The sequence below is a fragment of the Mammaliicoccus sciuri genome (genome assembly GCF_025561425.1).
In the GTDB taxonomy this organism is placed as follows: Bacteria; Bacillota; Bacilli; order Staphylococcales; family Staphylococcaceae; genus Mammaliicoccus; species Mammaliicoccus sciuri_A.
The window spans coordinates 79,339-93,747 of the sequence record NZ_CP094824.1 but is presented as its reverse complement, the minus strand read 5'-3'; the positions used below and the strand labels follow the sequence as shown (position 1 = coordinate 93,747).

Genomic DNA, 14,409 nt, shown 5'->3' with positions numbered 1-14,409 from the left:
CTGACTCCTCTCATTGATGCGAATTATACATCGAAATAATGATTCAATTGATCGATTCCTTGATGATTCAATGCGAACTGATTAATAAGACGACCATCTCCAAAATATAAGACATATGTACAAATCTCTAATACCAATGATTTATCATGTGTAATGATAAAGATTTGCTTTCCTTTATCATGGATGTCGTTAATCATTTTCGCGACTTTTTTCATATGATATAAATCCAGCCCTGAAGTAGGTTCATCAAATATAATGATTTCCTTACCACTCAATATTGCCGTAGCAATGGCCATTCTTTGTTTTTCACCACCAGAAAGTGACAATGGATGTTCATGCTTTTTATCTAACAAATTCATACTTGTTAACATGTCATCAACTTGTGTTTCTGTTACTTGAACATTTAATAGCTGTAATTCTTGTTCCAAGCTTTCCGTAAATAATTGTGTGTTTACATCTTGGAAAACCATATAGCTCTGCTTTAATAATTGTTTCTGTTTGAGTCGCTTCTCGTCATACGTCACATGTCCTTTAAAATCCTTCAGCAAACCACATAAACATTTAGCAAAGGTCGATTTACCACTTCCGTTATCGCCGATAATCGCGACTACTTCACCTTTTGGTATGGCTATTTCATTCACATCTAATTGTTTCTCTTTATTAAATTTGTCATACGTATAACTAAAATTATGCATTTCCATGACATGATCACCAAACTGTGGCTCATGTTGTAATCGTTCCTCTTGTCCGTATCGAATACCCATGCTTTCAAGTTCGTCACGATCTAGTGATTTAAACGAACCTATTGGATAATGTGCATGTAACGAGCCGTCTTCCATATAATAGACGCTATCTGCCTCATCCATAATATAATCCAAACGATGTTCTATCAGCACGACCGTTTTACCACGTTCTTTCAAATAACAAATCATTTCTTTTAATTTCTTAATGCTATACATATCTAAATTTGAAGATGGCTCATCTAATACGACAACATCTGGGTTAGTAATAAGTACTGTCGCACATGCAATAATTTGTTTTTCGCCACCTGACAACTCAAATATATTGCGATCCAATAAATGCTCAATCTTAAACTGGTTCATAACTTTTTTAATCTTTTCAATGATGACCGTTTTATCAATACCTTGATTTTCCAAATTAAACGCAAGCTCACTTGTCGTATCAACGTTATAAAATTGCGTCTTCGGATTTTGAAATACACTACCGACCATTTGTGATAATTGATACATCTCAATTTCCGATATATTGCGTCCATCCAAGTAAACATGCCCACTTATGTCACCATGTTGAACTTTAGGAATTAAGCCATTTATCAATTTAGCAACGGTAGACTTCCCGCTACCTGATTTACCACAGAACACGACTAATTCACCTTGTTTAATTTGAAGTGAGACATTTTGAATAGCTGGTTCTTCTGAAGAAGCATAGTTGAACGTTACATTATCAAATTTAATCATTAAACAACTTCTCCTTAAAATAAATAATCCATAATATCACCATGACAATGAGTAACAATATATCAAGTAGTTTAAATTTCACGACGCATACATTCGTCCGTTTAAATGGAGAATCAATCCCTCTTGTCATCGCTGTAAAAGAAAGATCATTCCCTATTTGAACAACAGATATAATAAGCGGAATCATTCTATATTCAATCATTTTAAAAAAATGATTCGAAAAGTTAATACCTCTCATTTTCATGGCATAATTAATATTTCGATATTCTTCAGCAATCGTCGGGAAAAATCTAAAAATCACAGATATTGGAATGATAATATTTCTAGGTAATTTCATTTTTTCCATAGCTGCTATAAATTCACTTACTTTTGTAGAGAATAACGTGTAATAGCCAACGATAAATCCAGGAAACATATTCATAAATATCCCAATAAATGCGAGCAGAATAAATTTAATCATGCCTTCTGCATAAGGAATAACCCAATATTGAATGCCTATCAGCACCAAAAAAGTAACCGCACATTTAATAAATAAACTGATTTTATGAATAGATAATAATAATGCGAGTGAAAATAAAGTTAAACATACTCTTAAAATGCTTTGTGAACTACCACTTGATATTAAAATCGTACTTATCGTGATCGTTAAAGCGATCTTAGTTCTAGGGTCTAATTTTGCGACAATATTCCTATGATCTCTTAATGAACCAACAACCGTCTTCACACAAGTCCCGCCTTTTTAAAATGTTTACTAAACATTTTCTTACCTAACCATGCACCAACAAGACCACCAAGCACTGTCAAAATAAACATCACAGGTAATGTCCATAAAGGTGTAATAGATTCCAAAACATTTACGTAATCTTGACCGTAAGACTTCCCGACCTCTTTAAAGTATTGATCTCTTGCAATAAACATTCTTACAACAAATCCCATCATCCAAAGCGAGAAAATAGCATAGCCCCACGCAATTGATTTCCACTTTTTATATCCACCAGATTTCATAATGAAGTCACCAATCAAACCAAAGATAATACCAAATGGAATCATAATTAAGCCACTGCCCATCACTGTAAAAGCAATACCTAAAATCGTTCCAGTCAATGTCACCATACCAAATTTATCTATCTTCATAACATATAAAATAAACGGAATACCGCATACAATCGGACAAATGAACCCTAGAAACGGTATAAAAAATGGTATATAACCAATCATAAAAGTAACAAAGAACACTACTAAATAAATCGCTGTAAAAATACCTACTGTAATTAAATCTTTAACTGATAATTTATTCATAATCTAACTCCCCGTCTGTTAAAATTTTATATTAATAATTTTGCAACATATGACGCATGCTCTTTGTCTTCGACACAATTATAATGATTACCAGGTATAGGTATTTCAGTGAAATCACCGATACAACAATTTTGCCAAAATTCATTACTATCTTGTGCTGGTAACAAATCAGACCCATCCTTATCTTGTGCTTTTAAATAAGTTACATCACCTATATAAGTAGTAGGTGTCATATGTGCCCCTTCCCAACTTGCCATTTGTGTTTTATAAGAAGAAATTAAGAAATCTGTATTGACTGTATTATCACCATCCTTTTTAGAATCAATAACTTCAGTATATTTTTCAAATCGTTCATTAAGAGATTTGTATTTAAAAAATTGCTCTAATTCTGTTTTTAATTCATCTTCTTCACCGTACTGTTTGATAATGAAATTCAATAAATCGTATTCCGCATCAGTTTCAATATTAGAATACATGGCTCTAATACTATCGTTTAGTTTGTTATAATCAATGGTTGGTAATACATCCTTAATCGTGATAAAGTGATTTTGGATAAATGCCATTTCAGAAACCATATAATCTATTTCTGATAGCGGTGATGGAGAAGTATCAATTAAAGTAACATTGCCAACATCTACATCACTAAGCATGAGCATACTTGCTACTTCCATAGCGATTAAACCTCCCGAACAGTAACCCACTAAGTGAACAGATTTATATCCTGATTCTTCGATAAGATTTGCATAATCTTCACTAATTTTCTTAACGAGTTGATGTTTCTCTATATGACAATATTTTTCTTGGTCTTGAATTGTAATACCTGCAATAGCATCTCGATCGTTATTTTTTAATTCATCAAGCAAATATCTCAAACAATTCATTGTTCCTAATCCTGCATGGAAGAATACTTTGAGTGTTTCTCCTTCTTTTTTAAACATCGTTAATTTACCTATAGAGGTATTCTCGTGTGCCTTTTCTATCTTGCTCTCTATATTTTTACTATTAATCTCTTGTTGTATTTTTAGTAGAGTTGGCTCAGCTAATAGTACTCTTAATAACCCGTCAAAATTAATTTCGTCTAATTGATGTTCTTTACATATATTGATTATATTTGTTGATAGTCTTGCTAAAATTAATGAATCTGCACCATATTCATAAAAATTATCATTATCACCAAGTGAATCTACTTTTAATATCTCTTTACATGGCTCAGTAATCTCATGAATTAATTCATCTGATAATTGATTTTTAATATTATTTTCGTTAGCTTCTAGTGTTTCATCAATCTCATCACAATTGGCATTAATTTGTTTAAAGCTATCTCGATTGCGTTCTTTAGAATACCAAGGTAATAATGTCGAATTTTTAATTGAATGAGTTATGACATCTAACAGAAACTGTTGATAATCTTTTGTAAATGCTTCTATAAAAGCTTCATCAAATATGCCTTTTCTTGAATCAATATTGATATATAAAGCGCCATTTAATTCCATGATTTGACAATCCATAAATACTTGTGGAGATTGGCTAATACCTTTATCCCCTAGTTCCATATAGTCATAATTCATACCACCGGTACCTAATGAACTTGTAAAGACAATTGGAAATATACAATTTGATTTTGATTTTCTAATTTCCCTTATTGTTTCTACACCTGTAAAATAATTATGTTCTAAATCTTTTAATAAATGCCGTTGTAATTTTTCTGCATTTTCTATAAATGATTTACGCTCATCAATTTCTACATTTAATAAATTTGTTGAAGTAAAATCACCTACAACATGCTGTATATCTTCAAATTCTGACTCTCTATTCATTGTTGTTAAATTTACTACAAACTTCTCTTGCTCAACCCATTTTTTCAAAACACATGCAAATGCCGTTAAAGCCATTGTATTATGTGTTAAAGCGAATTTTTTTGAAAGTTTCTTAATATCATCCCAATTGTTTTTATCAAGAAGGAATGATTTCCTAGTAAACTCATTTTTTATTTCACTCATTTTAACGGGTAACTTAGGATAATCTCCTAATGCTTCTATTTTTTCTTTCCAATATGATTCATCATTCAAATATTTAGAAGTTGCTTTTTTTAATTCACTACTTAAATAAATATCCCTGAGACATGGCGTTTTATGCCTTTCTGCTTGTAAGTTACCTTTAAAATACTCATCTTCAAATTCTTTGAGTAAAATCCAAATACTTGTCCAATCTAAAATTAAAAAATCAAATGATAAATGTAAAAGTGAGTGTTGAGATGTTTGAGTTACTTCAATATCAAATAACGGCCAAACAGAAGGGTCATAATATTTATTCATCAATTTATCTCGCGTTTCATTACAACTTTCTTCACCCTCTTTCACCATAACTTCATAATCAGAGTCTGAATCTAATATTCTTTGTGAATCCCACGAGTCAATAACTGTTCTTAAAGCCTCATGCTTAGAAATCAATTTATTCCAAACTTGATTAGTCTTTATTTTGTCTAATCTTGGAAATGTAACTTCAAAATAGACATGACTAGAAACTGATCCAAACTCACTTTTTTCGCCTATCATATAAGCACTTTGTATATCTTTTAATGGAAATTGATTAGCATCTTCAAAAGATTCAAACTTGCTATTTGATTTAAATAGCTCAATAATTTTATTTTTATTTTCTTTTAAGAAAGTTAAATCACCTTGAGACAACTTTCCTAATTTGCTTTTATAACGTAATTGATCATTTTCAAGCCAAATATTTATACCATTTTGATATAGCCTAATTAATTCTTTTTTTATTTCCAAGCTACTCACTCACTTTCTATCGACATATGGTCCGTTAATCTATATATCTTTCCATATTTATTTTTAAGAAGTACTTGATCAATTTCTGCATTTGTCCCTAAGACCAATTTCAAATGTTCATCATTCTTCAAAATATTTTTCAAAAATTCATGTTCTTTTTCCTGACATTTAAAATTAACTCGTTCGATTTTCTCTATATTATTCTTGTGCGAAACATGACTCGGACGTTGATTCATACTATAATCCGAAACTACAAATGGTAATGAAACTGGTATAACAGGTAAATAGCTAAATAAAATTTTTTCATTTTTTGAATTCTTTCTATTCCACGTTATTACCTTATTAGATTCAATACCAAAGTCTTTTAAGATCGTTTTATTTTTAGGGAAATTTTGTATATTTCGATATTCATCCTCAATCGTTTCTATTGCAAAATCAATAAATCCTTCTTCATTTCCACACCATTTCTTCCATCTTTCTTTCATAGCCTTTCCATAAACCCATCTAAATAAATAAGCAAATGGGACCAAATTACTGTTCATTTCTATGAGTTCTATATATGGACCAGTTTCAAACCAAATAAAAGCATTTTTTGACTTTTCATTAGCTCTTTCAACATCGAAACCTAATTGTTCAAAATTTTTCATAGCATTTTCAAGATTTTTAACTTTATATTGCAAATGACCAATTTTATACATACTTACCTCTTTTCTAATATAAATAGCGCCTGATTAAATGAAGACAACTCATCAGTTTGGTGTGGCGTTTTTGTTAGAAGATTAAATCCAGTTTCATCAAAAATTTCATACCAACTTTTTAACGGTAAAAAGGTCAAATTATTATACTTCCTTTCATCTTCAGGCTCTATCATCATAAAGGCTTGAGATATTAGCATAACTGCGGATTCACCATATGCTTCCCCAATAATGAGTTTCCCATTTTTGTTTAACATCTTATTTAATCTATTTAATAAGCTCTTTATATTTCTCGAATTATTTATAACGCCAACAGCAACAATGACATCAAATTTCTGTTTATTAAAAATAGGGTTATCTTCTATATTGTCTATATCTAAAATCTTGTATTGCATAAATTGATAATGTCTAAACATTTCTTCAGCAGAAACTAAGAAATACTTTGATATATCTGTAAAGACGTAATGTCCAGTAAATGATTCAGATACTTTATCCAATACTTTTTGAGTTGTGGCACCCGTTCCAGCACCTAATTCTAAAATTGATAATGAATCATTTTCCGATAAACTCTTTATATACTGTCCAATCTGTTCATTAATGAATATAGAAATGGCTGTTTGACTATACAAATCGTTTGCGATATCATTTTCGCCTTGATCAAACAACAACATATTAACGGATTTATCACCTTTTAATATTTGATCCATATATTGAATATGAGCTTTAAAATATTTTATGACAGACATTGGCATAATATTTTTATGCCACGTATTTTCAAGTTCAAGCCATTCAAATAAGATATCCAATTGAGACTTATCTAGCTGATCAAATATATAATTGCCTGTCTCCGTTTCAACAATGTAATCATTTCTTGCTAAGTAATTTAACCAACGTTTAATAATATCTTTATAATTATCTTTAACATTCAAGAATCTAATAATACTTTGATAATCGTATGTGACTATTGAATTATTAAAATGTCTACTTAGTACCCAGAGCATAGATTTAGCACAAATACGCTCTAGCTTACCCATTTCATCGATAATACTGATAGATGTATTTTCATTCAGAACAAGTTGATCGACATCATATATAGTGTATTTATCTTTAGTCACAAATGTCGGGTAGCCTAAAGACTGCATTAATTTATGCCATATTATTGAACTGTTAATATGATTTTGTGCTAATGCATTGAAAGAATGTTTATCTTGCTGATCTTTTTCAAGATATAAAAATATTTCCTTGGAAATAGTCTTTGGCCATAATTCTGTAAACATCGATTGTTGAGTTAAATCAGAATTATCATAAAGCAATTTTATATATTTTCGTATCATTCCCTTAGGTGGGTCATCAAGAAAACTAGATGGAATTCTATAACGATTTGGAAATTTAATATATTCTCTCCAAAATACATCTCCGTGAGGATCTAATAAATTTAGTTCTCCGCCTTCAAAACCAATTTTTATACTAAATAGTAATCTCATAAAATTATCTATTTCATTTTCAACCGCTTCATTATAGGCAATTAAGTTTAATTGCGTTTCATTTATAGTTGTAGATAAAAATTGAAAAGGACCATCTTCTTTTTTAGAAATACTAAATTCAATATTTTTAATTTCAGGAATTAGTAATGATAACAACTGTGCAACTGGATAAGATAACTGAGTTGCAAATTCTACATTGATATATTTTATAGACTGTTCTTTTTTTATAAATTTAAAGTTCTGAATAAAGTTTTGTACACTAGGTAGTTGGCTGTATAAATTACAAACAGTAAAATACCTTTTTTCTTTTTTTGCTAATTTAAATAGTGATATATACTCTTTTTCTGAAAGAGGGTGTTCAAAAATAACATCAATACCTCTTTTTAATAGTGATTCTGCTATTAAATTGCCTTTTCCGCCTTGCACTTCGGATTTGATAGCAATACAAGCCAAATCAATATCGTCAGGTAATTCATCAACATCATTGTATAACTGAATTTGATAGTTATTTGCACAATCATTCGACCTTTCACTTCCTGATGCAAGCAACCCATGCAGGTTAATGTTTGGTATCTTTTTCAATGCCTCTATATAAAATTGACCGAACCTACTTCCACAAACTATACATTTTTTCATATCTTATATGACACCTTCTTCTTCGTTTGTGTTTTTAACTTCTTCAATTTTTGTTGAAATATCATTAATAGTAGGATTTGAAAAAATAAAGGCCAGCTCAAGTTCTACATCAAATGCTTCTCTAATTTTATTAGTTAGTGCAATGGCTTTAAGCGAATCACCACCAACTTCAAAAAATCTACTGGAAGAACTAGCAATATCGTGATTAACGATATGAGATAACATTTCTTTAACCTCATTCACATTTATTTCATTCACATTGTCACTATCATCTTGTTCGACTGTTTCAATCGTTTCAAAATACATATCTTGTTTATTACTATTATTTTTAATTTCTTTAAATAAAAATGATTTGTCTTTTGATATTTTTAATAAAGTATTCACGAAGTGGTTAAACATTGTATCTAAATTATCTACACCGAGTTGACTATCTACACTATCCCAATAGATATCCAAACCACCATCACGTTCAATAACCTGGTTGTCTAACCAAACTTGCGGTGTTTGACTAATATTGTAAATAATTTCACCAAATTGATTACTACTATTTAATGCATGTATACCTAATCCGCTTGTAAAGACAAAAGGCATTAAAATATAATCATCAATTTCACAATAATTTCTTAAGTCCCTTTGAAATTCAACACCTGAATATTTATTATGTTCTAAATCTTCCATAAGTTGAGATTGTATTTTTTGGAATCGATTACTTAGTTGTTTTTCAAAGCTATTGTTGATTTCTAGTAAAGTTAATGTTGTAAAATCGCCGATTACTTTATTAATTTCAGGACTAACAGGTAATCTATTAAATTGCGTGATGTTTAAAGAGAAATTATCATTTGAACTTACGAGTCTAATCGCTTCAGAATAGATTCCAATAAGTAATGTTGTCGGTGTAATTTGCATTTCTTTAGCTATTATTTTTAGATTCTCCCAATCCTCATGTTCAACATGATATGAACGTCTTGTGAAGACATTAGTCTGAATTGTAGATTTTAAATCATTTTCAATTTGTGGTGCTTTTAAAAATCCTGATATTCTTTTCAGCCAATATGATTGATCGGTTTCGTAACGACTATTATTTTTCTCTTGATTCAAGTAAAGTACATAATCTCTGAAACTTAAATCAGTTATTTGATCATCTATAGATTCGTTAAAATAAAGTTTATTCCATTGTTCTAATAGCGCAAACATACTCCAACCGTCAAAAATCATATTGTCAAAACTAATATGAATTCTTATTTTTTCATCAGTAATGAGAGAAACATCTATATTAAATATTGGCCATTCGTATATATTAAGAACTTGATGAGATAAATTTTTCCTTATATTCATTAGACTATTTTCTAGCACTTGACCACTTTGGCTACGCAAGTCATTTATTTTGAATGTATAATAAGGCACTTCTTTTAGAATCTTTTGCATCCCATCTTCTGTAATAATTGATCTCATCATGCCATGTCTTTGAATTAAGACATTCCAAGCCTTTTCAAGATTTTCTATATTTAAGTTTTCTCCATCAATTTCAAAGTAACAATGTGTAGAAACATTATGTTCATTTAATTCCTTTTTTCTACCAACAAAGTATGAATATTGGACGTCCGTAAGTTCGAATGGTTTATTAATATTTTCAACATCTTGTTTAAACTCATTTTGCGTTCTATTAATAGTGTCACTGCTCATTTCAGCTACTTTTTCAGCTTGTAATTTAATAGTCGTACAAGTCATTGCATCTTTTATTGTGAAATTCACTTTAAATGTATGTTCAATTTCTGAAGCAATACGTGTAGCTAATAGAGAGTCGCCACCATTTGTGTAAAAATTAGTATGGATATCTGATATTTTTTCGTTAAATTCCGATTCCCAAATGTGTAATATTTTTTCCTCTAAATCATTTAACTTCACTGTTTCTGAAGAATGTGTTTTTAAATCATCATTTTTAATTAAATTTGCTAATTGTTTGTTATCAATTTTTCCATTTTGATTTAATGGAAATTGGTTTAACATCGTAAAGTTTGAAGGAATCATATATTGAGGTAATGATTGATTTAATTTCTGTTTAATGATTGTGTTATTGATAGTATCTTTAGCCATATAGAAAATATTCGAATAAATAGTATCTTCACCAACGTGTTGGATCCATTTACATTCCAACTCTTGAGTCGTAAATATATCCATCCATTCATCATAAGTTAGCTTTTCCTTTTCTTCACCAACATAAGTATTTAGAATATCGACAGTAAATTGTTCAATAAATAAACTTATATTTGGTTCTACTATAATAAGTTGACCATCATCTTTAAGCTTATCTTTAAGATTATTTAAAGTTTGAATTAAGTCATGACTTCTATGTAAAGCATTAATCATTAAAATAGCATCATATTTTTTTTGCTCTAATTGATTAATCGAAGATTTGAAATTGATACCATAATCAGTTTCAGAATAATCATCTTTATTTATTGATGTATCAAAATAATCATAACTATCTACTTGTTGTTCTAAGCCTTGGTATATTACATTACTTAAGTCAACATTTCTTGTCTCATATTCTAATATATTCATATTATCTTTTTTAAGATGAGATAATTGTTTAATGACTGACTCTATCACTATGTCCTGCCAAGGCATTAATGAAGCTAAATAAGTTGGAGATAGATTTTTCTCTTCTTTATAAAATAGGTCCAACGGATTTATCTCGTTTGTAAGTATATTAGGAATATATTGCTCAAGTTTCTTAATATAATTTTCGATAGATTCATACTTTTCAAATGGTATAACAATTTCGTTACCAACATTTTCCCCTCTATATTGGTCATCTTTTATCTCAAGATATCCCTCATCCACTAGTCTATTTAGCCATCCTTGTACGATTTTTCCATATTTTTCACTAACATTTAATCGAATTAATATTTCCTGAATAGGTATAAAATCATCTTTATTTATAGCATTATTTGAGGTTAATAGATTTAATATAGATTGATAGAGCAACTTATTCATAGTTGATATATATTCTTCGGTATTGTTAGATACCTGTAACATTTCCACGTTTTCTACATTTCTATGAGGTATTATAAATGCTGCCAGGTTATTATTAGCTTCAATGACTTTGACTTTATCAATTCCATCTATTTCAGATATAGCATGCTCAATTTCTCCAATTTCAATTCTATGTCCTTTAACTTTAATTTGATTGTCTATTCTACCTAAGAATTCTATTGTGCCATCTTCCCATATTCTTCCATTGTCACCTGTCTTATACCATTTTATATTGTTGCTATCCTTATAAAATTTATTACTTGTTAATTCGACATCGCCAATATAACCTTGTGCTACACCAATCCCACCGATGTGTAATTCACCTATAACATTTTTAGGACATTCTCTCCCAAATGTATCAACCACTTTGTACAGTTGTCCTTTTAGTGGAGCACCATAAGGTATAGAAGACCAATATTTAGGTATCGTCCGAGGCACTTTAATGTAATTAGACCATATTGATGCTTCAGTAGCTCCTCCCATTGCTATTACGTTACTTTGTTCATTTGAAATATTATAAAATCTATTAGGTAACTTAAGGTCTATCCAGTCTCCTGATAATAGAACTGTATTTAAAGGTAGATAATCTTTTTTGCCTTCGACATGAGTTACTAACATATCAAAAAGAATAGGTACTGAATTCCAAATTGTCACATTATGTTCTTTTATCATCGACAACCATTGAGTAGGATCTTTATAATTATCTTCACTTGTTAATATAAGTGTCCCTCCACATCCTAACAGGCCAAAAATATCATAAACTGATAAATCAAATTCTATTGATGACACCATAATTAAACTATCAGTCGAAGTGATATTAAATTTTTTATTTATATCTAATATAGTATTCAAGGCATTATAATGAGATATCTCTACTCCTTTAGGTGTACCAGTAGAACCGGAAGTCATAATGACGTATGCTGTTTCTTCTGAAGAAATATCTACTATCTCAGTTAGCATGCCATTGTCTTTTTCTTCAATATCCAAAACAGTCATATTATCTGCGTTAAGCTTATTATTATTTATATATTTAGAATTACTTATAATTACATCAATACCTACTTGATTATAAATTTTCTTTCTTCTATCATTTGGTTGTTGTATTCCGATTGGTACATATGCTGCACCTACAAATTGAATAGCGAGTATCGAAATAATTTGGTGATATCCTCTCGGTAAAATAATACCAACATAATCACCTTTTTTTACGCCACTAATTCTTAATGTTTCACTTAAAGCCATTGCTCGATTTAATAATTCTTTATAACTAATTTTAGTGTTTGTATCAGTATCGATTAATGCAATTTTCTCAGGATGCTTTTTTAAATTCTTTAATAAACCGTCATATAATTTTTCTTTTGGTGGCATTATTTGAATATCATATGTATTCTGATTTTCTTGGATTACATTACCTATCTTATGCCAATTCGACTTCTCTCCTAAAGACTCAAGAAGACTACAATAATCATTTAACATACTTGTTATCATTTCATCACTCAATAATTCGTCCACTTTATCCCAACAAATTAATAATTCATCATTTTTGATATAAGATTGAAAATCCAGCCATACACCAGGAGTTTGAGAAACCATATAAGTCATATTTCCAAGTACATTTCTTGTAGTTTCATCTTCTAGTTCATAATCTACATTACAGGCAAATACTACAGGTGCAACATTCATATGAGTACCGTTTTGTTTAGATATGTCTCTTTGAACATTTACACCACTGTATTCTGAATGTGTAACATTCTGAATGAAGGTTTCTTTAACTCTTTCTAGTGTCTCCAAAAATTTTTCATCAGGTGTCGGTATATGTTCAACTAATAGTAAGTTTGTAAAGTCTGCTACTATATCGCTTACTTGAGCATTACTATGGTTTCTATCAAATAAAGGCACATTTACATAAAAAGCATCTTGATTGCTATATTTTTCTAGAATAATCATGTAACACGTCAATAAGACGATTGATGGTGTTGTATTGTACGATTTCGCATTCTCTTTTATTTGGTTCCATAAATTTTTATTTATTTTTCTTGAATGTCGTGTAATTTTAACCTCTTTAACATTGGATGGTTTTTTTAAGATCGGTAGCTGAATCGGATTAATATTTAAGTTTTCTATCTTATCTAGCCAGAATTTTTTGCTTTCATTAATACTTTTCTCATCTATTTCAATATTTTCCATATAATCTTTAAATGTATATACCTCAACATTTCCTGAGTCTGTTCCACTATAAATATTAGAAAGTTCTTTTATAATCATGCTAATACTTAATACATCCGCAACAAGTAAGTCAATATCAATACTTATCAACATTTGATTATTTGGTAATATGAATACCGTTAAACCAGCAACATCACCTTCTGTAACATTCCTTTTTAAATGCGATATTTTCTCTCTATAATTGTTCAATTCTTTTTGAACATTTTCATTATTAAATGAATCTAAATAAACAACATTTATTTCCTTTTTGTGAGGATGTTGCATAAAATATTGTTTACCGTCTCGAGTAAATTTAGCTCTTAACATGGGATGTCTCATTTGCACTTCATACCAGGCACGATCAAGCTTATTGATATCCAATTGTTTACCCTTAAACTCAAAATAAGCGTGACAACCTATACCACCTAGTTCTTGGTCATCTTCTCTACCAATTAAATATGCACTTTGGACATCTGTTAATTCAAACGACATTCCATTTTGATTTCCACTTATATTATGAGTAGGAGTATTTTGTTTTGAACTTTTTGATGACTTAATCAGCTCTATCCACTGATTTAAAGTAGGTTCTTTAATTAATTGAGAAAACTTAATTTTCAAACCCTCTCTTCTTAAAATACTCGCTAATTCCATTACATCTAATGATTGAATACCTAAATTAATTAAATTTTGACTATGGTCTACATTAGTGTCGTTTAGTTTTTGATTGATCCAATTGTTCAGTTGAACTAATGCTTTATCTTGATTTACTGGTTGATCCATCTTAAAACCTCCC

At 29.7% G+C, this 14,409-nt stretch carries 7 protein-coding genes; all 7 read right to left on the bottom strand.

What is annotated here, in order from left to right:
- Positions 1 to 23: 23 nt before the first annotated feature.
- The 7 genes from MUA60_RS00400 to MUA60_RS00370 are packed head-to-tail and all read right to left on the bottom strand — an operon-like array spanning position 24 to position 14,396.
- Positions 24 to 1,478, bottom strand: coding sequence for an ABC transporter ATP-binding protein (locus MUA60_RS00400; RefSeq protein WP_262649080.1), 1,455 nt, complete (start codon positions 1,476 to 1,478; stop codon positions 24 to 26).
- The gene (locus MUA60_RS00395) at positions 1,471 to 2,202 is read right to left on the bottom strand and encodes an energy-coupling factor transporter transmembrane component T (protein WP_088592671.1); all 732 of its coding nucleotides are present in this window, start codon (positions 2,200 to 2,202) and stop codon (positions 1,471 to 1,473) included. The genes MUA60_RS00400 and MUA60_RS00395 overlap by 8 nt, the downstream gene beginning before the upstream one ends.
- Complete coding sequence (locus MUA60_RS00390; protein WP_232181759.1) at positions 2,199 to 2,777, bottom strand: MptD family putative ECF transporter S component; 579 nt, start codon at positions 2,775 to 2,777, stop codon at positions 2,199 to 2,201. The genes MUA60_RS00395 and MUA60_RS00390 overlap by 4 nt, the downstream gene beginning before the upstream one ends.
- A gap of 26 nt (positions 2,778 to 2,803) precedes the next feature.
- Positions 2,804 to 5,569 carry a condensation domain-containing protein gene (locus MUA60_RS00385; RefSeq protein ID WP_262649077.1) on the bottom strand — a complete coding sequence of 922 codons (2,766 nt, stop codon included), beginning with the start codon at positions 5,567 to 5,569 and terminating at the stop codon, positions 2,804 to 2,806.
- Positions 5,566 to 6,258, bottom strand: coding sequence for a VOC family protein (locus tag MUA60_RS00380; RefSeq protein ID WP_262649075.1), 693 nt, complete (start codon positions 6,256 to 6,258; stop codon positions 5,566 to 5,568). Before MUA60_RS00380 ends, MUA60_RS00385 begins: the two co-directional genes overlap by 4 nt.
- A 2-nt stretch (positions 6,259 to 6,260) precedes the next feature.
- Positions 6,261 to 8,375 (bottom strand): bifunctional Gfo/Idh/MocA family oxidoreductase/class I SAM-dependent methyltransferase, encoded by a 2,115-nt coding sequence (locus MUA60_RS00375; protein WP_262649073.1) that lies wholly within the window; start codon positions 8,373 to 8,375, stop codon positions 6,261 to 6,263.
- A gap of 3 nt (positions 8,376 to 8,378) precedes the next feature.
- Positions 8,379 to 14,396, bottom strand: a complete 6,018-nt coding sequence (locus MUA60_RS00370; protein WP_262649072.1) for a non-ribosomal peptide synthetase — start codon at positions 14,394 to 14,396, stop codon at positions 8,379 to 8,381.
- Positions 14,397 to 14,409 lie beyond the last annotated feature (13 nt).

Coding starts and splice junctions, on each gene's coding strand:
- MUA60_RS00400 (WP_262649080.1), bottom strand. CDS start 1,478: ATGATTAAATTTGATAATGTAACGTTCAACTATGCTTCTTCAGAAGAA.
- MUA60_RS00390 (WP_232181759.1), bottom strand. CDS start 2,777: ATGAATAAATTATCAGTTAAAGATTTAATTACAGTAGGTATTTTTACA.
- MUA60_RS00380 (WP_262649075.1), bottom strand. CDS start 6,258: ATGTATAAAATTGGTCATTTGCAATATAAAGTTAAAAATCTTGAAAAT.
- MUA60_RS00375 (WP_262649073.1), bottom strand. CDS start 8,375: ATGAAAAAATGTATAGTTTGTGGAAGTAGGTTCGGTCAATTTTATATA.
- MUA60_RS00370 (WP_262649072.1), bottom strand. CDS start 14,396: ATGGATCAACCAGTAAATCAAGATAAAGCATTAGTTCAACTGAACAAT.